16 protein-coding genes are annotated in these 20,410 nt (G+C 75.1%); 11 read left to right on the top strand and 5 right to left on the bottom strand.

All coding sequences use genetic code 11. The features are described 5' to 3' along the window. Positions 1-75 precede the first annotated feature (75 nt). From ABZ449_RS03830 to ABZ449_RS03805, 6 genes are all read left to right on the top strand, one after another. Positions 76-1,983 (top strand): prolyl oligopeptidase family serine peptidase, encoded by a 1,908-nt coding sequence (locus ABZ449_RS03830; RefSeq protein WP_360339638.1) that lies wholly within the window; start codon positions 76-78, stop codon positions 1,981-1,983. Beyond that, the gene (locus ABZ449_RS03825; RefSeq protein WP_360339635.1) at positions 1,980-2,141 is read left to right on the top strand and encodes a hypothetical protein; all 162 of its coding nucleotides are present in this window, start codon (positions 1,980-1,982) and stop codon (positions 2,139-2,141) included. The genes ABZ449_RS03830 and ABZ449_RS03825 overlap by 4 nt, the downstream gene beginning before the upstream one ends. Positions 2,142-2,219: 78 nt before the next feature. Further along, positions 2,220-4,169, top strand: coding sequence for a RiPP maturation radical SAM C-methyltransferase (locus tag ABZ449_RS03820; RefSeq protein WP_360339632.1), 1,950 nt, complete (start codon positions 2,220-2,222; stop codon positions 4,167-4,169). After that, on the top strand, positions 4,150-4,839 hold the full coding sequence (locus ABZ449_RS03815; protein WP_360339629.1) for a DUF5825 family protein: 690 nt from the start codon (positions 4,150-4,152) through the stop codon (positions 4,837-4,839). Before ABZ449_RS03820 ends, ABZ449_RS03815 begins: the two co-directional genes overlap by 20 nt. A gap of 63 nt (positions 4,840-4,902) precedes the next feature. Next, positions 4,903-6,102: a cytochrome P450 gene (locus ABZ449_RS03810; RefSeq protein ID WP_360339626.1), complete on the top strand. Its 1,200-nt coding sequence runs from the start codon at positions 4,903-4,905 to the stop codon at positions 6,100-6,102. Continuing rightward, positions 6,095-7,396: an MFS transporter gene (locus tag ABZ449_RS03805; RefSeq protein WP_360339623.1), complete on the top strand. Its 1,302-nt coding sequence runs from the start codon at positions 6,095-6,097 to the stop codon at positions 7,394-7,396. The genes ABZ449_RS03810 and ABZ449_RS03805 overlap by 8 nt, the downstream gene beginning before the upstream one ends. Positions 7,397-7,438: 42 nt before the next feature. Here the strand turns inward: ABZ449_RS03805 and ABZ449_RS03800 are convergent, their stop codons facing one another. The 5 genes from ABZ449_RS03800 to ABZ449_RS03780 all read right to left on the bottom strand — a co-directional run bounded on the left by ABZ449_RS03800 (position 7,439) and on the right by ABZ449_RS03780 (position 15,607). Continuing rightward, positions 7,439-9,796 (bottom strand): SpoIIE family protein phosphatase, encoded by a 2,358-nt coding sequence (locus ABZ449_RS03800; protein ID WP_360339620.1) that lies wholly within the window; start codon positions 9,794-9,796, stop codon positions 7,439-7,441. Positions 9,797-9,842: 46 nt separating this feature from the next. Further along, a complete protein-coding gene (locus tag ABZ449_RS03795; protein ID WP_360339617.1) occupies positions 9,843-13,964 on the bottom strand; it encodes a HAMP domain-containing protein in 4,122 nt (1,373 codons plus the stop codon). Between the two features lie 164 nt (positions 13,965-14,128). Next, positions 14,129-14,500 (bottom strand): STAS domain-containing protein, encoded by a 372-nt coding sequence (locus ABZ449_RS03790; RefSeq protein WP_360339614.1) that lies wholly within the window; start codon positions 14,498-14,500, stop codon positions 14,129-14,131. 139 nt (positions 14,501-14,639) lie between these two features. Further along, positions 14,640-15,146, bottom strand: a complete 507-nt coding sequence (locus ABZ449_RS03785; protein ID WP_360339611.1) for an ATP-binding protein — start codon at positions 15,144-15,146, stop codon at positions 14,640-14,642. 11 nt (positions 15,147-15,157) lie between these two features. Beyond that, entirely contained in the window at positions 15,158-15,607 is a 450-nt protein-coding gene (locus ABZ449_RS03780) for an STAS domain-containing protein (protein WP_360339608.1), read from the bottom strand. Positions 15,608-15,948: 341 nt separating this feature from the next. Here ABZ449_RS03780 and ABZ449_RS03775 point away from each other — a divergent pair, with 341 nt between their 5' ends. The 5 genes from ABZ449_RS03775 (at position 15,949) to ABZ449_RS03755 (ending at position 20,332) form a co-directional block, all read left to right on the top strand. Then, positions 15,949-16,674, top strand: coding sequence for a phosphoribosyltransferase (locus ABZ449_RS03775; RefSeq protein ID WP_360339605.1), 726 nt, complete (start codon positions 15,949-15,951; stop codon positions 16,672-16,674). Positions 16,675-16,991: 317 nt separating this feature from the next. Then, positions 16,992-17,420 carry a hypothetical protein gene (locus ABZ449_RS03770; protein ID WP_360339602.1) on the top strand — a complete coding sequence of 143 codons (429 nt, stop codon included), beginning with the start codon at positions 16,992-16,994 and terminating at the stop codon, positions 17,418-17,420. A 122-nt stretch (positions 17,421-17,542) separates the two neighbouring features. Continuing rightward, entirely contained in the window at positions 17,543-17,899 is a 357-nt protein-coding gene (locus ABZ449_RS03765; RefSeq protein ID WP_360339599.1) for a hypothetical protein, read from the top strand. A gap of 61 nt (positions 17,900-17,960) precedes the next feature. Beyond that, complete coding sequence (locus ABZ449_RS03760) at positions 17,961-19,052, top strand: PLP-dependent cysteine synthase family protein (protein WP_360339596.1); 1,092 nt, start codon at positions 17,961-17,963, stop codon at positions 19,050-19,052. Then, complete coding sequence (locus ABZ449_RS03755) at positions 19,049-20,332, top strand: MFS transporter (protein WP_360339593.1); 1,284 nt, start codon at positions 19,049-19,051, stop codon at positions 20,330-20,332. Before ABZ449_RS03760 ends, ABZ449_RS03755 begins: the two co-directional genes overlap by 4 nt. Positions 20,333-20,410 lie beyond the last annotated feature (78 nt).

The following is a 20,410-nucleotide window of genomic DNA, read 5'->3' as shown; positions in this document are numbered from 1 at the left end:
ACCTTCACGCGGGTTCATCGGCCCCGGACGTTCAGCGCGCTCTGTTCCCACCATCGAACCGGAAGGGCCGGGTCCGTGACGCAGGCGTTCCAGTCCCCCGGCTTCGCCGCCCTGGCACCCGGGCGCGCCGTCGAGACGCGGCTCGTCGAGGAGCGCTGGCAGGCGGTGGCCTGGGACGTGGCGACCGACCGGCGCCGGGTGGTCACCGACCGGCCGGAGGGCGTCCACCTGAGCGAGATCGAGCCGGACGGCGAGGCCATCTGGTGGTTCGACGCCGACGACGCCGGGGAGGGACGGTGGCGGCGCGAGCCGTTCGCCGGCGGAGCGGGTGGCGAGGCACTGCACTCCGTGCCGCGCGGGCGGGCGTACGGGGTCGCCTTCGACCGGACGGGCGCGCTCGCGGCGGTGGCCGTCGGGGTCGGCGACGCCTCACACTGCTACGTCGGACCGCCCGCGGGCGAGGCCCGGCTCATCGGCGCGGCGCCGGGGTACCTCGGCCTGGCCGACCTGTCACCCGACGGCCGGCTGCTCGCCCTCGGCGGGCGGCCCGACGGCGAGGACGCCGTGGTCCTGTGGCCCACGGCCGGACGGGCCGACGACCGGGCGGCCGGCCGGGCAGATGACCGGGCAGATGACCGGGCCGACGGCCCGCGGCAGCTCGCCGGGAACCACCGCCTGCGGCTCTGGCCGATCGAGTTCAACCCGCTCGCGAAGGCCGAACCGGAGCTGCTGCTGGTGGTCGAGGACCAGGAGCGGTACACCGTCGCGACCTGGCGGGCGAGCACGGGGCTGCACAGGTACCCGGGCCTGTCCTTCGACTCCCAGATCACGGCAGGCTGGTACCGGGGGCCACGCGACGTGCTGATCCAGCACGAGCGGGCCGGGAGCAGCCGGCTGCTCCTCGCCGACCTCGACCCGGCACAGGGCCAGGAGCCGGCGCGGCGGGGACAACCGGGCCGAGCACCGACGGAACGGGCGCCGTCCGTCCGGGAGATCCGCACACCCGGCGGCACCGTCCACGACCTGTCCTGCGCCCCGGACGGCACCCTGCACTGCGTCTGGAGCAGGGAGTCGACACCGCCCCGCCCCCTGGTGCTGCGCCCCGACGCGGACACCGCGCACGTCCTCGCCCCGGGTGAGGACGGCACCTCCCGCGGCCGGCGCTGGACGCCCCGGCCGTACGGGCGGATCCACAGCTTCGTCAGCACCCCGGCCGGCCCGGGCCCGTGGCCGACCCTCTTCCTGGTCCACGGCGGCCCCGCCACCCACGACCGGGACTCCTACGACCCTCGGGTGAACGCCCTGGTGGACCACGGCTACGCGGTGGTGCGCACCAACTACCGCGGCTCCACCGGCTACGGCCCCCGCTGGCAGCACGAGTACGGCCACCGGGTCGGCCTGGCCCAGATCGAGGACCTGGCCGCCGTCCGCGCGGAGCTGGTCGCCGACGGCACGGCGCTCGCGGAGCGCACCGGCCTGTGCGGATTCTCGTGGGGCGGCTACCTGACCCTGCTGGCGCTGGGCGCGCAGCCGCAGCTGTGGTCGCTCGGCATGGCCGCCCAGCCGATCGCGGACTACCCCGCCGCCTACCGCGCCACCACCCCCGCGCTGCGCGAACTCGACCGGCAGCTCTTCGGCGGGACCCCGGAGGAGGTGCCCGAGCGCTACCGCGCGGCCGACCCGCGCTCGTACGTGCACCGGGTCCGCTCGCCCGTCCTGCTGGTCGCCTCACGCACCGACGAGCGGTGCCCGCCCGAGCAGGTCGCCGACTACGCGGCGGACCTGCGCCGGCTGGCGGTGCCGCACGAGTTGCTCTGGGTGGACGGCGGCCACTACAGCCGCCGGACCGCCGACCACCGATCGGTGCTGGCCGCGATGGTCCGGTTCGCCGGGCTCGCCTGGCCGCCACCGCTCCCCCGACCGCCTCGGGGCGATCGCCCCGGGGTCCCCGCCGAGTCGACGGAAGGAGGTGAACAGCCATGAAGCGTCGCAGCATTCAGAACGACCCGATCAGCACCCCGGAGCGTGACCGGGGCGCCGTGGTGGTCCAGAACTTCGCGCTCGACATCACCAAGGCCGCAGCGGTCGCGCCTGCCCTCAAGGGGCAGCCGAAGCCGAAGGCGGAACCCAAGGGCAAGTGACCCTTCGTCGCTCCGGGGCGTCAGCGCGCCCCGGAGCGGCACCCCACCGACCGCCTGCGAACGACAGAAGTGGCCACCATGCGTATCGTCCTGCTGCACATGCCCTGGGGCGCGATCGACGTGCCGTCGCTGGCGCTCGGGATCCTGCACACCGCCGCCGAACGCGCCGGCCATCGGGTCGAAGTCCGCTACGCCAACCTGGACTTCGTGGACTGGGCGGCCGAGACCGCGGGTTTCGGGGCGGACGACTACCAGTACTTCTCCGAGAAGTCCTACTTCCAGGGCGCGGGCGACTGGGCGTTCGCCGGCGCGCTGTACGGCGACGACTCCCCGGCCCCCGACCGCGACGGCATCGACGGCATCGACGGCGGTGGCAACGCCGACGACGGCTTCGCGGGGTACTTCGCGTACCTGACCACCAGCGGCGCGAGCGAGCGGGAGATCGCGCTGACCCGGGCCACCCGGGCGCTCGCCCCCGCGTTCATCACCCGGCTGGTCGAGGAACTCGCCGCCGACCCACCGGACCTGGTCGGCTTCACCACCACCTTCCAGCAGAACACCGCGAGCCTCGCCGCCGCGCGGCTGCTCAAGCAGCGGTGTCCGCAGGTGCGCACGGTGTTCGGCGGCGCCAACTGCGACGGCCCGCAGGGCGCCGCGCTGCACCGCAACTTCCCCTTCCTGGACTACGTGGTGCGCGGCGAGGGCGAGGCCGCCTTCCCGGCACTCCTGGAAGCCCTCCGGGCGGGCGGCGACCTCTCCACCGTCCCCGGGCTGTGCTGGCGCGACGACTCGGGGACGTCCACGGCCAACGGGATGTCCAGACGCCCGCTGCCGCCCTCGGCGATCCTGGCGCCCCGCTACGAGGGCTTCTTCGAGCGGCTCGACGCCTCCGTCGCGGCGGGCTGGGTCGATCCCAAGCTGGTCGTCGAGGGCTCCCGGGGCTGCTGGTGGGGCGAGAAGCACCACTGCACCTTCTGCGGCCTCAACGGCTCCTCGATGGAGTTCCGCTCCAAGGCACCGGCGGACTTCCTCGAGGAGGTGCTCACGCTCGCCGAACGCCACCAGCTGCTGGACGTCTACGTGGTCGACAACATCCTGGACATGGGCTACTTCGACACCGTCCTGAAGTCGCTGGCCGAGCTCCCGGTCGATCTGCGGCTGCACTTCGAGATCAAGGCCAACCTGCGCCGCCACCAGTTCCAGCTCCTCGGCGACTCGGGCGCGGCCCAGGTGCAGCCCGGGATCGAGAGCCTGAGCACCCGGGTCCTGCGGATCATGGACAAGGGGGTGACGGGCTGCCAGAACGTCCGCGCGCTGCGGGACGCGCAGAGCGCCGGGGTGTCGGTGACCTGGAACTACCTCTACGGCTTCCCGGGCGAGCAGCCGGACGACTACGAGTCGGTGATCGGCCAGCTGCCCGTGCTGCACCACCTGGACCCGCCAACCGGAGCCGGACGGATCGCGATCGAGCGGTTCAGTCCGTACTTCGACCGCCCCGAACTGGGCTTCGCGATCACCCGGCCGGCCTTCCAGTACCGCGCGACCTACCGCCTGCCGGAGAGCGAACTCGCCGAACTGGCCTATGTGTTCACCGCGCCGCCGCGCGGCATCGGCGGCGCCCTCGCGGAGCGGCTGAGCGCGGCGGTGGACACCTGGATCGCGCGGTTCCCCGACAGCAGGCTCAGCTACCGGGACGAGGGCGGGCGGATCGTGCTGGTCAACACCAGGCCCGGGTACGACTGGCGGGTGGTGGAGCTGGCCGATCCGGTGGAGATCGCCGCCTTCCGGCTGCTGGAGCGGCCCCGCTCGGAAGCCGCGCTGGCCGCCAGGGTCCCCGGCGGCGCGGCGGCTGTCGAATCGGTGCTGGAGCGCTTCACCGCGCTGGGCCTGCTGTTCCACGACGGGGACGGCTACCTCCAGGTCGCCGTCGAGTCCGACAACCAGGTACTGATGCGGATGCGGCACCGCCACGGCCCCGCCGCCCGTCCGCGCCCCGAGGAGGTGCTCGATGCCGTCACCATCGGCTGAGCGGTCACGATCGGCCGAACGGACCGACGCCGCCTGGCGCGCGGCCGGCCCGGAGGTCGAGCTCTGGCTCGACCAGGACCCCGTCGCCCGCGAGCTGCCGGGCTTCGCGCTCGGCCGCCGCACCCTGTCCGGCCCGGCGGGGGCGGAGGTCACCGCCCTGCACCGCTCCGGGGTCCGCTGCCTGCGGCTGACCGAGCCGGTGCGGCTCTGCGCGGACGCGCCGGCGGCCTCCGCGCGGGCGCTGATGCTGCTGCGGGAGGCGACCGGGCAGGGACTGGCCGTGCTCTGGCGGGCGGTCTGCACGGACGGCTGTGCGGCGCAGCGCCGGTTCCACCACCTGTACCCGCCCGAGCAGTTGGTCGGCGCCCCGCAGGACGTCCTCGACGACTGGCACGCCGACTACTTCCCGTGCAAGTGCGTCTACCGGCGCGGCCCCGGCTTCGTCGAGGTGCGCGACCGCCGGTTCGGGACGCTGGAGCTGTTCACCATCGACGAGCCGGACCACCTGGCACAGGTGGACGCGCTGGCCGCGGGCGTCGAGGTCGGCCGGCTGCCGGACACCGTCCGCCGGGACTTCGCCGAGGCCGGTCTGATCGCCGAACAGGCCGGCCGCGCCTGGTTCCTGCCCATGCGGGTGCGCCGCTGGCCGTTCCCGTCACTGACGGTGTAGCCGCGCAGCCGCCAGCCGCACAGCCCGCACAGCTGTGAGAGTTTCGAGTCCGAGGAGAGATCGATGACCACCGCGGTCGACGACGCCGCCGCGCGGATGTCCGCCTTCATCCGTGACCCCTACCCCACGCTCGCCCGGATCCGCGAGGCCGGCGCGGTCTCCGTCGTGGAGTTCGGCGAGGGCCTGCCGGTCTACCTGGTGACGCGCTACCAGGACGTCCGGGCCGCGCTGATGGACCCGCGGTTCGGGCAGGACGTACGCCGCAGCCAGGCCATCGCGAGCGGACGCGGCTCCGGCCTGACGCTCGGTTCGGAGGTCGTCCACATGCTCAACAGCGACCCGCCGGACCACACCCGGCTGCGCCGGCTGATCCAGGGCGTCTTCACCCGTCGACGGGTCGATCTGATGCGACCGACGGTCGAGCGCATCGCCGGCGGCCTGCTGGACGGGCTGCGCGAGCGGGAGACGGCCGACCTCGTGACGGACTTCGCCTTCCCGCTGCCGATCATGATCATCTGCGAGCTGCTGGGATTCCCACCGGAGGACATGCAGGCCTTCCGCACCTGGTCGACGGCGATCCTCACCCAGGGCGGCGACATGACCTTCGACCAGGCCACCGGCGAACTGAACGACTACCTGAGGGAGTTGATGACCGCGCGGCGGTCCTCCCCGCAGCCGGACATCCTGACCGACCTGGTCCAGGCCAGTGACGCCGGCGAACTCACCGAGCAGGAGGTGTTCTCGATGGTCTTCCTGCTGCTGATCGGCGGCCACGAGACCACCGTCAACCTGCTCGGCACCGCCACCCTGGCACTGCTCCACCACCCCGAGCAGCTCGCCTGGCTGCGCGCCAACCCGGCGGCGATGCCGGTCGCGATCGACGAGTTCCTGCGCTACGAGTCTCCGGTGAGCATGGCCACGCTGCGGTTCACCAACGCCGAGGTGATGGTCGACGACGTGGAGATCCCGGCGGACGAGCTGGTGCTGCTCTCGCTCGGCGCGGCCAACCGGGACCCGGCCCGCTTCACCGATCCCGACCGGCTGGTCCTGGACCGGAACGATCCGGGCCACCTGGCCTTCGGGCAGGGCCTGCACCGGTGCCTCGGCTCCTTCCTCGGCAAGCTGGAGAGCGAGGTCGCGCTGACCGGACTGCTGGAGCGCTTCGGGCGGATCGAGCTGGCCGCCGCGGAGGACAGCCTGCCCTGGCGCAACACGATCATGCTGCGCGGCCTGGAGTCGCTGCCGGTCTCGCTCGATGGCTAGCCGCACGGGAGCGGGCGACGCCGGAGCAGGCCAGGCGGGAACAGGCGGCGCGGGGGCGGGCGGCGCGGCGGGGTTGGGGCGGTTCCGCCCCCGTTTCGGAATCGCCCCGCTGCGCTCGCGCGGCTTTCGGCTGCTGGTGATCGGGCAGGCCACCTCGGAGTTCGGCAACGCGTTCCAGGTGGTCGCCCTGCCGCTGCTGGTCTACTCCCTCGCCGGGGGCGCCCGGCAGTTGAGCCTGGTGGTCGCCGCCTACGGCGCCGGACGGCTGGCCGCCACCCCGCTCGGCGGGATGCTCGCCGACCGGTTCGGCGCCCGGCGGGTGATGCTGACCGCCGACCTCGGCCGGCTGCTCGCCACGGCCGGGCTGTGCGCGGTCGCCGCCGGCGGGGCGGCGGACTTCCGGCTGATCGGCGGGCTCGCGCTGCTGGTCGGCCTCGGGGCAGGGGTGTTCCTGCCGGCCGCCTGGGCGATCGCCCCGACCCTGCTGCCCGCCCAGGACCTGCACGCGGGCAATGCCCTGAACAGTACGGTCACCTTCGGCGCCGGTCTGCTCGGCCCTGCGGTGGCCGGCCCGCTGGTCGCCTGGCTGAACCCGGCCGCCGCACTGGGCCTGGACGCGGCGACCTTCGCCGTGTCGGCGGCGACGCTGCTGCTGATCGGGCGCGGCAGCCCCGTCGCACCTCCCAGCCCGATCTCCGAACGTGCCTCCGTGCCGAAGAACTTCCGCGGCCTGCTGCGGGAGTCGCCGCTGCTGCGCGCGGTGCTGACGGTGACGGTGATCGCGAACCTGACGGTGGGAGGCGCCACCCGGGTCGCCCTGCCGACGCTCGCCACCGACGGTTTCGCCGCCGGTGCCGTCGGGCTGGGCGTACTGCTGGCCGCGTTCACCGGCGGTGCGCTGGTCGGCGGCCTGTTCGCGGCCGGCCTCACCGAGGTGCGCTCGCGGGGCCGCACGGCGATGCTCTCCGGCCTGGTGATGGGTGCGGCGATCGGCCTGGTGCCGTTCTCCGGCCTCGTCGGCGCCGTGCTGCTGCTCAGCGTGGCCGGCGGCGCCAGTACGGTGACCAACGTCCTGGTCGTCACCGGCGTGCAGCGGAGCACCCCGCCCGCGCTGCTGGCCCGGGTCATGGCGGCCGTCACCTTCTGCGCGCTGGGAGTCTTCCCGGTCTCGGTGATCGCGGCCGGCGCGGCGGTGGACGCGTTCGGGAGTCAGGGGGTGTTCGCCGCGGCCGGACTGTGCCTGACGGGCGCGTTCGGGTACGCGCTGACCAGGCGTGAGATCCGCGAACTGTGAAGCAGGGGGCGACGGAGGCGCTCGGAGGACCGGGACTCCGGCCTACTCGGTCTGGACGGCGATCAGGCAGGTGTCGTCGTCGGTGTCGGCCGGGCTGAGTTCCAGCAGCCGGTCCAGGTACTGCTCCAGGTCCGGGCCGGGGGCGCCGGCCGCCCGGAGCAGTTGCTCCACCGACTCCTCCACCGGGCGGTCCCGGCGTTCGACCAGCCCGTCGGTGTAGAGCAGCAGGACGTCGCCCGGGTCGAGCCGGGCGGTGTACTCCTCGTACTCGGCGTCGTCCAGCGCGCCGAGCAGCACCCCGTGCGGCAGCGGCAGCACCTGCGCACCGGCCGCGCCGAGCCGGATCGGCGGCAGGTGCCCGGCCCGGGCCCAGCGCAGTTCGCCGCCGACCGGGTCCACCAGCACGCAGACGGCCGTCGCGGTGACCTGGCCCGGTTCGCGCAGGGCGACGGTGTTGGCCCACGCCAGCAGCCGGCCCGGGCCGGCCCCGGTGACGGCCAGGCCGCGCAGCGCGTGCCGCAGTGCGACCATCCCGGTGGCCGCGCCGACACCGTGCCCGGCCACGTCCCCGACCGCGAGCAGCACCCGCCGGTCGGGCAGCACCAGCACGTCGTACCAGTCGCCGCCGACCCGGTCCTGCTGGGCGGCGGGCCGGTAGCGGACGGCGGCGTGCAGGCCGGTGACGGCGAGCGGGGGAGGGGCGGCGGGCAGGATCGCCTGCTGCAGCCGCAGTGCCAGCTGTGCCCGCTCGGCCGACTCCTGCTCGCTGTCGGCCAGCCGCTCCCGCGTGGCGCCGAGCGCGACCTCCGTCCAGTGCTGGGCGGAGACGTCGTGGTAGGCGCCGCGGACGGCGACCAGCCGGCCGGTCTCGTCCACCACCGGCTCGGCGATCACCCGGGTGAAACGGTGGGTGCCGTCCGGACGGTCCAGCCGGACCACCGCGGAGGCGGTGCGGTGGTGGTGCCGGACGGTGTCCAGCAGGCGCCGGATCGCCGGCCGGTCGTCCGGATGAGTGTGCCCGACGAGGCGGTCCAGCGGTACCGGCGGGGCGTCCGAGGGCAGCCCGTACAGCTCGCGCAGCCCGTCGCTCCAGCGGATCCGGCCCTCGGCGGGGCGCTCCTCGAACCCGGCCACCCGGGCCAGCCGCTGGGCCTGGCGCAGCAGGGCGACCTGCTCGTCCTCCTCCCGCTCGTCGTCCAGCCGCCAGCAGACCAGCATCCGGTCCCCGAGCGGGACGACCGAGAGCAGGACGGCCACCGGGACGGCCGGCCCGTGCTCCCGGAAGGCCAGCCGGACCCGCTCGGCGGTCGACGGCACGCCCGTCTCGTACGCGCGCAACAGCCGGTCGAACAGCCCGGCGGCGGAGGCGACCGGGTAGGTCTCCAGCAGCGAGGCACCCTCCACGGCCTCCCGGGGGCGGCCGAGCGGGTCGCGGAACCGGGCGTTGACCCGCAGCACCGTGAAGTCGGCGATCCGCTCGGCCCGCACGGCGGGGGCCAGCAGCAGTGCGGGGGTGAGCAGGCTCTCCAGAAGGGTGCCGGCCTGCTCGGGGGCCAGGGGCTCCGGGGGCGGGCCGAGCAGGGTCACGCAGAGGTCGGCGAGGGCGTACAGCTCGCGGCGCTGGACCGGGCCGAGCACCGGAGTGGCGTCCGGGCCCGTGGCCGGCCAGAGCAGCTCCAGCGCTCCCCTGCGGCGGCGCCGGTCGAGCAGCGGGACGACCGCCCGGGCCACGAGGCCGCCCGGCGAGGGCCCGTCGGCCGCCGGCTCGCCGGGCCACAGCTCGGTTCCCCCGCCGACGACCAGCTGCGCCGGGGTGGGCACGCCGGGCGGCACCCGGGACCAGCCGGCCGCCTCCTCGGCGGAGAGCCCGGCGTGCGCGGCGAGCGCGAGCGCACCGCCGGGCAGCCGCTGCCAGACGGCCACGGCGCGAACGCCGAACGCCGCCGCGGCCTGGTCCAGCACGGCCCCGGTGGCGTGCTCCAGGTCGGACGCGGCGGCGAGTGCGGGCGCGACGGGCGGGCCGGCCTCGGGCGGCTCGGCGCCGGGGCGGCGGAAGGCCGACGGCGCGGGCCCGGCTCCCGCGCCCGGTTCCGGCTCCTGGCCCGGTTCCGGCTGCGGTCCCGTCAGCCCAGCGATGTCCGCCGCCAGCGCGAGCACCGGTACGCCCGACTCCCGGGCCAGCCGGGCGAGGTGGGCGGCGGCCTCGGGGACCGGCAGGCCGAGCCGCTCGGCCAGGATGCCGGTGGCGAGGTCGACGGCGGACCTGGTCCGCGCCTCGGCGTGCGCCCGGGCGGCGGCCGCCTGGAGACGGCGGACGGTCTCGGCCAGCGCCCGGGCGGTGCGCTCCGCGGCCTCCTGCGCCGAGGGGTCCCACTCGGAGGAATCCCGCGCGGAGGTCACGTCGCGCCCCTGGGCCGGGCCGCGGTTCCCCCGGGCCGTGGAGCCGTCATGACGCGTCCAGCCAGTCCCGCATCCGCTCCAGCAGCCGGCCGGTGTCGACCGGTTTGGTGATGTGGTCGTCGGCCCCGGCGGCCAGGCTGCGGTCCCGGTCGCCGGGCATGGCCTTGGCGGTGACGGCGACGACCGGCAGCCCCTCGAAGCGTTCGTCGGAGCGGATCTCCGCGATTGCGGCGTAGCCGTCCATTCCCGGCATCATGACGTCCATCAGCACCAGCGCGGTCTCCGGATGGGCGCCCAGCAGGTCGAGCCCGGCGCGGCCGTCGGCGGCCTGCAGGACGTTCAGGCCGTGCCGTTCCAGGGCGGCGGTGAGCGCGAAGACATTGCGGATGTCGTCGTCGACGATCAGCACGGTCCGTCCGACGAGCGGTCCCGCCGCGGCCGGTGGCGGATCGGTCTCCTCGGCCTCCCCCACCGCCGGGGGCGTCTCGCCGCCGAGCGCCCGGACCACCCGCGCGCGTAGCTCGTCCAGTCCGCCGACCCGCTCGACGCCTTCGGGGGCCGCGCCGCCGCCCCCGTACCCGAGCACCGGCGTGCCGCCCGCCGTGAGCTCCCCGAGCAGCGGGGCGAGGTCGGCGGCGCCGACCAGATCCAGCAGCACGCAGCCGTACGGCCCGCCCGTGAGCGCGGCCCGCAGCCCGGCCTCGTCACCCACCGCGTCGACCCGCACCGCCCCCGTCGGCCCGCCCGCCCCCGTGCCGCCCGACGGGGCCTGCGGCGCCCCCGTCACCGCCCGGGCGAGCCGGGTGAGCAGCCCCGGCGGGTCGGACTCCACCACGAGGACCCGCAGGTCGGCCCCGCCCGCCGCCGCGCTCCGCCCGCCCATCGGCAGGTACAGCGTGAACCGGCTGCCCTGCCCCGCCGCGGAGCGGACGGTGATGGTGCCGCCGAGCAGCCGGGCGAGCTCCCGGCTGATCGACAGGCCGAGGCCGGTGCCGCCGTAGCGCCGCGCGGTGGAGCCGTCGGCCTGCTGGAAGGCTCCGAAGATGGTGTCCAGGTGGGCCGGGTCGATGCCGATCCCGGTGTCGTCGACGTGGAAGGCCACCGCGGCCGGCGTCCGCCCGAGCCCGGGCGGCAGCTCGTCCTCCTCGACGTGCTCGATCCGCAGCTCGACCCGGCCGACGTCGGTGAACTTGACGGCGTTGGAGAGCAGGTTGCGCAGCACCTGGCGCAGCCGCGCCTGATCGGTGGCGATCCGCTCCGGCACGGCCCGGTCGACGGACACCTCGAACGCCAGCCCCTTCTCGTCGGCGAGCGGCCGGAAGGCGGACTCCACGTACTCCAGCAGGTCGCGCACCGCGAAGGGCTCGATGGCCAGGTCCATCTTCCCGGCCTCCACCTTGGAGAGGTCCAGGATGTCGTTGATGAGCTGGAGCAGGTCGGTGCCGGCCGAGTGGATGACGCCCGCGTACTCGACCTGCTTGGCGGTGAGGTTGCCGCCACTGTTCTCGGCGAGCAGTTGGGCGAGGATGAGCAGGCTGTTCAGCGGGGTGCGCAGCTCGTGGCTCATGTTGGCCAGGAACTCCGACTTGTACAACGAGGTACGTGTCAACTCCCTTGCCCGCTCCTCCAGTTCCTGACGAGCCTGCTCGATCTCCAGGTTCTTCGCCTCGATGTCCCGGTTGCGCTGGGCGAGCAGTGCGGCCTTCTCCTCCAACTCGGCGTTGGATCGCCGAAGTTCCTCCTGCCCGTTCTGCAACTCCCCGGATCTGGCCTGGAGTTCAGCGGTGAGCCGCTGGGACTCGCCGAGCAGCTCGTCGGTGCGGGCGTTGGCCAGCAGGTTGCCGAGGTTGACCCCGCAGGCCTCGGCGAACTGGGCCAGGAAGTCGTGGTGGGCCTGGGTGAAGGGGTGGACTGAGGCGAACTCCATCACGCCGATCAGCCATTCCTCCAGGGCGACCGGCAGGATGACCACCGAGCGGGCGTCCGCGCTTCCCGCGCCGGACGAGACGGTGGCGTAGCCGGGCGGCAGTTCGTCCACGGTGACGGTCCGCCGGGTCCGAGCCGCCTGGCCGACCAGGGACTCCCCCAGCCGCAGCCGCCGCCGCTCCCCGGCCGGGCGGCCGTAGGCGCTGATCAGGGCCAGTTCGGTGCCGTCCGTGCCCTCTTCGGCGAGGAAGAACCCGCCGTACTGGGCGCCGACCAGCGGGGTCACCTCGTCGGTGATCATCTCGGCGACGGCGCGGATGTCCCGCCGGCCCTGGATGGCGGCGGAGAAGCGGGCCAGGTTGGTCTTGAGCCAGTCCTGCTCCTGGTTGGCCAGGGTGGTCTCGCGCAGCGATCCGACCATCGCGTTGATGTTGTCCTTGAGGTCGGCGACCTCCCCGGAGGCGTCCACGCTGATCGAGCGGGTCAGGTCTCCGGCCGCGACGGCGCTGGTGACCTCGGCGATGGCGCGGACCTGGCGGGTGAGGTTGCCGGCCAGCTCGTTGACGTTCTCGGTGAGCCGCTTCCAGGTGCCGGAGACGCCCTCCACCCGGGCCTGCCCGCCGAGCCGGCCCTCGCTGCCGACCTCCCGGGCCACCCTGGTCACCTCGGCGGCGAACGAGGACAGCTGGTCCACCATCGTGTTGACGGTGGTCTTGAGCTCCAGGATCTCCCCGCGCGCGTCCACGTCGATCTTGCGGGTCAGGTCGCCCTCGGCGACCGCGGTGGTGACCTGGGCGATGTTGCGCACCTGGCTGGTCAGGTTGTGCGCCATGAAGTTGACGTTGTCGGTGAGGGCCTTCCACGTGCCGGCCACGTTGGGCACCCGGGCCTGGCCGCCCAGGATGCCCTCGGTGCCGACCTCGCGGGCGACCCTGGTGACCTCGTCGGCGAAGACGGACAGGGTGTCCACCATGGTGTTGATAGCGTCGGCGAGGGCCGCGACCTCGCCCTGGGACTCGACGATGATCTTCCGGGACAGGTCGCCGCGCGCCACCGCCGTCGCCACCTCGGACATCGAGCGGACCTGGCCGGTGAGGTTGGAGGCCATCACGTTGACGTTGTCGGTGAGGTCCTTCCACGTCCCGGAGACCCCCCGGACGGTGGCCTGGCCACCCAGGTTCCCGGCGGTGCCGACCTCCCGGGCCACCCTGGTGACCTCGTCCGCGAACGAGGACAGCTGGTCGACCATCGTGTTGATGGTCTCCTTCAGCTCCAGGATCTCCCCACGCGCGTCGACCCGGATCTTCTGGGTCAGGTCCCCCTCCGCCACGGCCGTGGTCACTTCGGCGATCGCACGGACCTGGGCGGTGAGGTTGTCGGCCATGACGTTGACCGACTCGGTGAGGCCCCGCCAGGTGCCGGAGACATCCCGGACGTCCGCCTGGCCGCCGAGCCGGCCCTCGGTGCCCACCTCCCTGGCCACCCTGGTCACCTCGGCGGCGAACGAGGACAGCTGGTCCACCATCGTGTTGATGGTCTCCTTCAGCTCCAGGATCTCCCCACGCGCGTCGACCGAGATCTTCTGGGTGAGGTCGCCCTCGGCCACGGCGGTCGCCACCTGGGCGATGTTGCGCACCTGCCAGGTCAGGTTCCCGGCCATCGCGTTCACCGAGTCCGTCAGGTCGCGCCACGTCCCGGCGACGCCCGGCACCTGGGCCTGGCCGCCGAGCCGGCCCTCGGTGCCCACCTCCCTGGCCACCCTGGTCACCTCGTCCGCGAACGAGGACAGGGTGTCCACCATGGTGTTGACGGTGCTCTTGAGCTCCAGGATCTCCCCGCGCGCGTCCACCTCGATCTTCTGGGTGAGGTCCCCGCGTGCCACCGCCGTGGTGACCTGGGCGATGTTGCGCACCTGCCAGGTCAGGTTGCCGGCCATCGCGTTCACCGCGTCGGTCAGCTCCAGCCAGGTCCCGGCCGCGTCCGGCACCTGGGCCTGCCCACCGAGCCGCCCGTCGGTGCCGACCTCCCGGGCCACCCTGGTCACCTCGGAGGTCACCCGGGCCAGCTGGTCGGCCATGCCGTCGAAGACCTCGGCGATCTCCCCCAGCACCCCCGGCCGGTCCCGGGCGAGCCGGGTCCGGAAATCCCCGTCGCGCACGGCCGTCAGCCCGGCGAGCAGCTGCCGCAGCGCCTGCTCGGCCGGGTCGGCCGCGGGGGCTCCGGCCACCGGCTGCTCGTCCATCCGTCCACCGTCCGGATCGCTCGCACGACCGGGGTGCGCCGTCCGGCCACCTCGGTCCCGGGGGCGACGGGCCTGCCGCCCTGCTCCCACTCTGCCACCGCGGGCCGGGGGCGACACTCGGGAGACGGCCCCGGGCGCGCGCTGCGGCCCGGGGCCCCGAGGCCTCAGCCCGGGACGGTCTCGCGGATCGAAAAGGCGTCGGTGGCGCCGGTGAGTTCGAGCATCCGCAGGATCAGCGGCCGGGGCCGGGCCAGCTCGATCCGGCTGCCGTCCGCCGCCGCCCGGGCCTTGGCCCGCAGCAGCACGTTGAGCCCGGTGGAGTCGCAGAACTCCAGCCCGGCGCAGTCCACCACGACCACGCTGGCCGGCTCGGCGAGGGCCCGGTCGAGCGCGGCCCGCAGGTCCGGGCCCGAGTCGAGGTCCAGCTCGCCGAACAGCACCAGCACGGTGCCCAGGGCCCACGGCCGCGTCTCGACGGTGAGCTCCTCGGCCCGGTCGACGGCCGGGTTCCCGGACTCCGACGGGTGTTGTGTCATGGCTGCTCGCTCCTCTCGCCCCGTCCGGGCCCGGCCCGCTCGCTCCGGGTCCGGCACCGGCCGACGGCCGGCGCTCACGACCACGCGCCTGTCCGCTGCGGCGCGGCGGAAACCCCCGCGGGGCGAGGAAGGACGCCGGTCAGCCCCGGTCCGGCCGCCGCGGCTCCCCCGCCCGGCCCCCGTCCGCCCCGGCCGCCGCCGTCAGGGACGGCGGACGCGGCACCTCCAGCCAGACCAGCTTCCCGCCGTCCTCGGGCCGGGAGCCCCAGGCGGCGGCGAGCCGGTCCACCACCCGCAGCCCGTGCCCGCCGGGGCGCCCGGCCTCGGCGGACGGGCGCAGCCGCGGCGGGACGGGGCTGGCGTCCGCGACCTCGACCCGCAGCCGGGCGCCGTCCCAGTGGAGCCGCACCTCGCGCGGGCCTCCGGGGGCGTGCAGACAGGCGTTGGTGACCAGCTCGGAGACCATCAGCAGGACGTCCTCGGCCGCGGTCAGCCGGTCCTCGTCGACGGCCGGCAGCCAGTGCCAGGACACCAGTGCCCGCCGGCTGAAGTCGCGGCTGCGCTGCACCGCGCCGGCGCTGCCCTCCAGCGCCAGGCTCCTGGTCTGCTCCCGGCCTGGCGGCCCACCGTTCCCGAGGCGGTCCATGGCCTGCCTCCTCAGCTCGGTCCGGACGGAGCGACGGGCCCGGCGGGGCCCTCGTCGGAAGCCGCCAGGGCGGTACGGAGGTCGGGGTGGACGACCAGCACGTTGTCGGCCCCGGCGATCGCGAACAGCCGGGCCACCGGCGGCCCGGCGCCCGCCAGCTCCAGCCGCAGCCCGGCCGCCTGCGTGTCCAGCCGGGCGCGCAACAGGACGTTCAGCCCGGTCGAGTCGCAGAACCGCAGGCCGGTGAGGTCGACCACGATCCGCTCGATGCCGTCCGCCGAGGGCGGCCGAGCGAGCGCGCCGCGCAGTTCGTCCGCGCTGTCGTGGTCCAGCTCCCCGGAGACCGTGACGATCCGCAGCAACCCGCGGTCGCCCACCGTGACGCGCAGAGCGGCGGCTTCGGGGCCGCCGGGTTCGGCCCGGCCCGCGGCCTCGTGAGGGTGCTCGGATGGCCCTGGCATGGCTCGCTCCGGGTCCGGTGGGGACGGCGGGGCGCCGTCCCGACCATCATCGCGTGCGCCGTACCGGGCCGCGCGAACGGCCGCGCCCGCGTGCCACCCGGGTACGGGCGCAAGCGTCGTCGATCGGTCGTCCATGCCCGTACGCCTGCCCCGACCCCGCGCGGGCACACCCGCCGGGGCCACCGGGCCCGGATCGCCTTCGAATCGCGCCCCGGGCGTTAGAGCCCGCCACAACGGGGAAGCAGCACAGATGGGCGGGGCCGCAGGCCGACCGCCGGTTCGTACCGCCCCCGGGAGCGGCCGTGGCGGCGCTCGAACGCGTGGAGAGCAAGGACAGACCCGTGAGATTCCCCGACCGCAGCACCGCCGGACACCAGCTGGCCCGCAGGCTCGTCCCGCTGCTGGCCGGGCGGGCCGACGCCGGGGTCGTGGTGCTCGGGCTCGCCCCCGGCGGGCTGCCGGTGGCGGCCGAGGTCGCCGAGGCCCTGGACGCCCCGCTCGACGCCACGGTGGTCCGGCCCCTCGCCGTGCCCGGCCACGACCGCCCGGTCGGCGCCATCGCCGACGACGACCCGCCGCTGATCGACCGGTACACCCTGGAGAGCCTCGGCGTCACCACGGCCGAGCTGGGCGCGAGCGTCAAACGGGAACGGGTCGAACTCCACCGCCGCGAGGCGCTCTACCGCCCGGGCCGGAACCGACTGCCACTGGAGGGGCGCACCGCCGTGCTGGTCTCCGACGGCCTGACCGACGCCCTCACCGCCCGGGCCGCCGTCCACGCCCTCGCCGCCGACCACCCGGCGCGGCTGATCCTCGCGGCACCGGTCTGCGACGCCCGGATCGCGGCCGACCTGTGCCGGGACGTGGACGCGGTGGTCTGCCTCCACCTGCCCCGCTACGCCCACGCCGCCGGGCCCTGGTACGGCGAGTTCCACGAGGTCTCCGACCGCGAGGCGGCCGTCCTGCTGCAGCGGCGCACCCCGGCGGGCCGGCCCCGGGCCGACCACGCTCCGGAGCCCGGAGCCGAGGCACGGACGGAGCCGGGGCGTACGGCCCCTGCCGGGTGAGCCCGGCGGTCCGCAGCCAGGGGGGATGCGTGCGGACCGCCGGGTGCGCCGGCCGGACGGGACGATCCGGCGGCGCGTGGGGAGCGGACGCGGTCGGAGCCTTCCGGCTCCGCGCGGAGTGCCCCATCTCGAACTCCGCGATCCCGCCGTGGACCTCACCCACGGCATCGCGCGTCCGCTCCCTCGCCCAGGAGACTCGCCCCGCCCTCCGCGATAACACTTTCTTCAGATCTCATCCCGGTACATCGGATTGACGGTTCATCACATCACCCGAGACGCGCTGTCGGCGGAGCAGGAAGTCGGGTTAGGATCACGACATGGTCACCGCCCGGTCGCCGTTGCGTGCACGACGCGCCCGCCCCCGAGGGGCGGCGACGCGGCTGTTCTGGCTGGGCGCCCTGCTGGTGGCCGTGTTCGCCTCCCACGGGTTCGGTGCGGAGACCGGCGCGGGGCACACCGATCCGATCCGGATCGTCTGGTCCGCGCCGGAGGGCCCGCAGTCCGCGCCCTCCACGCAGCCCGCGCACCACCAGGAACACGGTGAGGACGCCGACCACCCCGGCGGCGACTGCCTGTCCGGAAAGCCCGAGGACGGACCGGGCGCCGAGGCCGCCTGGCCCGCCGTCGCCGTCCGGCCCGACCTCGGCGAACAGGCTGCGGCACCCGGCCCGGCACGCCCGGCGACCGGGCACACCGAGGCCAGAACACCCGAACTCCCGCACCGGATCGCCCAGCTGAGGGTCTAGAGCGGCCCGGGCCGCGCCCCGCCACGCCCGCCCACGCGGTGCGGGCCGGCGTGCGCCGCCCGCGTCCTCCCCCGCCGTCGCCGATCCGCTGCCGCCCTCGCGCGGCCGCGCGGAGTCCCGTCATGCCCATCCGGCTCCTGGCCGCGCTGCTGCTCGGCCTGTTCTCCCTGCTGCCCGCCGGCTGCCCGCAGCACCACCTCGACGCCCATCCGCTCCGCTCCACCGCGGCCACCGCCCCGGCCGAGCCGAGCGACGTCCCCGCCGACTCCCTGGAACGGCACTGCACCACCGGGGAGTCCGCCGCGCCCGCGCAGCGGTCCGTCCGGTCGACGGCCCTGCCCGCGCCGTGCCCGGCCACCGCGCCCGCCGGGGAGCGGGCGGAGCCCACCGCGCGGCACCTCGCGACGACCGAGGTGCGCTCCGCCGGTGCGCCCGGGCCGAGAGGCCTGCTCCTGGTCACCGGTCGGTGGCGGATATAGCGGCTCGGCGTCCGTCCGAGCTGCCGAAATCCTCCGCCAACCTCCCGACAGGAGAGCAGACATGACATCCCTCACCCATCGCACCGACGACCACGCGGCCCTCGGCGGCCTGGTCGGCAACACCCCGGTCCTGCGGATCGGCGAACCGCTCGCCCCGGCGGGCCGCGGCTTCTGGGCCAAGCTGGAGGGCTTCAACCCCGGCGGCATCAAGGACCGCCCGGCCCTGCACATGGTCCAGCGCGCCCGGGCCCGGGGCGAGTTGCGCCCGGGCGGCCGGATCGTGGAGTCCACCAGCGGCACCCTGGGTCTGGGCCTCGCGCTGGCCGGCATGGTGTACCGGCACCCGGTCACGCTGGTCACCGACCCCGGGCTGGAGCCGACCATGACCAGGCTGCTCACCGCCTACGGCGCCGAGGTGGAGGCCGTCGCCAACCCGCACCCGCGGGGCGGCTGGCAGCAGGCCCGGCGCGACCGGGTGGCCGAGCTGCTGGCCCGTCACCCCGGCTCCTGGTGCCCCGACCAGTACAACAACCCCGACAACACCACCGCCTACACCCCGCTGGCGCTCGAACTCGCCTCCCAGCTCGGCCACCTGGACGTGCTGGTGTGCAGCGTCGGCACCGGCGGGCACTCGGCCGGCACCTCCCGGGTGCTGCGCCAGCTCTACCCGGAGCTGCGGGTGGTCGGGGTCGACACCATCGGCTCCACGATCTTCGGCCAGCCCGCCCGCACCCGGCTGATGCGCGGCCTCGGCTCCAGCATCTACCCGCGCAACGTCGCCTACGGCACCTTCGACGAGGTCCACTGGGTCGCCCCGGCCGAAGCCGTCTGGACCTGCCGCCGGCTCGCCGCCTCGCACTACGCCACCGGCGGCTGGAGCGTCGGCGCGGTCGCCCTGGTGGCCGGCTGGCTGGCCCGTACCCAGCCCGCCGGCACCCGGATCGCCGCGATCTTCCCGGACGGGCCGCAGCGCTACCTCGGCACCGTCTACGACGACGAGTACGGCGCCGCGCACGACCTGCTCGACCACCCGCCGGCGGACGGCCCGGACGAACTCGCCCGGCCGGACGAGCGGGAGGTCACCCGCTGGACCCGCTGCGCCGAGGTGGTCGACCCGCTGACCCTCGCGAGCGCCCCCGGCGGTGCCGAGTGAGGGAGCTGACCGCCCAGTTCCGCGGCCACGAGCACAGCGTCCGGCTGCTGATGGTCAACCAGTTCACCATCAACCTGGGCTTCTACATGCTGATGCCCTACCTGGCCGCCCATCTGTCCGGCGGCCTCGGCCTGGCCGGCTGGACGGTCGGGCTGGTGCTCGGGGTGCGCAACTTCACCCAGCAGGGGATGTTCCTGGTCGGCGGCACGCTGGCCGACCGGTTCGGCTACAAGCCGCTGATCGTGGCGGGCTGCCTGCTGCGCACCGCGGGCTTCGCCGCGCTCGGCCTCTCCTCCTCGCTGCCCACCCTGATCGCCGCCTCGGCGGCCACCGGCCTGGCCGGGGCGCTGTTCAACCCCGCCGTCCGGGCCTACCTGGCGCGCGACGCGGGCGAGCAGCGGGTCGCCGCCTTCGCGCTGTTCAACGTCTTCTACCAGGCGGGCATCCTGTTGGGCCCGCTGGTCGGCATGGTGCTGACCGCAGTGGACTTCCGCACCACCTGCCTGGTCGCGGCCGCGGTGTTCGCGGTGCTCAGCGCCGTGCAGATCCGTTCGCTGCCGGCCCGCCGGGGTGCCGAGCCGGCCGGGGGCCCGGAGCGTTCGGGTGTCCTCGCGCAGTGGCGCGGGGTGCTGGCCAACCGTCCGTTCCTGCTCTTCGCGGGCGCGATGACCGGCTCCTACGTGCTGTCCTTCCAGGTGTACCTGGCCCTGCCGCTGGAGGTCCGACGGCTGGGCGGCGACGGCACCGGCGGGACGGCGGCCACGGCGCTGCTGTTCGCGGTGTCCGGGCTGGGCACGATCCTGCTCCAGACCAGGGTCACCGCCTGGTGCCGGGCCCGGATCGCGCCGGGCACCGCCCTGGTCGCGGGGGTGGCCGTGATGGGCGCGGCCTTCCTGCCGCTGCTCGCCGCCTCGGCCCTGCCCGTCCCCGCGGCGGGCCCCGGACGCTGGGCGCTCGCGGCCGGGCCGCCCGCGCTGGCCGCCTTCCTGCTGGCGCTGGGCACGATGCTGGCCTACCCGTTCGAGATGGACACCGTGGTCCGGCTCTCCGGGGACCGTCTGGTCGCCACCCACTACGGGCTCTACAACACCGTCTGCGGGATCGGCATCACCCTGGGGAACCTGTTGACCGGCGCGGCCCTGGACGCCGCCCGCGCGGCCGGGCTCGCCGCGCTCCCCTGGCTGGCACTGTGCGCCCTCGGGGTGCTCTGCGCGCTCTCGCTGCACGCCCTCCACCGCGGCCGGCGACTGGCCGGTCCCGAACCGGTGCCCGCCCTGTAGGAGCCGCCGAACGGCGGATCCGCGGGATCACCCCCGAGCCCGCGGGTCCGCCGACACCCCATCAGGAAGCTTGTACCG

It is taken from the genome of Kitasatospora sp. NPDC005856, from assembly GCF_040629945.1.
GTDB lineage: Bacteria > Actinomycetota > Actinomycetes > Streptomycetales > Streptomycetaceae > Kitasatospora.
The sequence above is the reverse complement of the archived record's forward strand: the minus strand, read 5'-3'. Positions and strand labels throughout refer to the sequence as shown.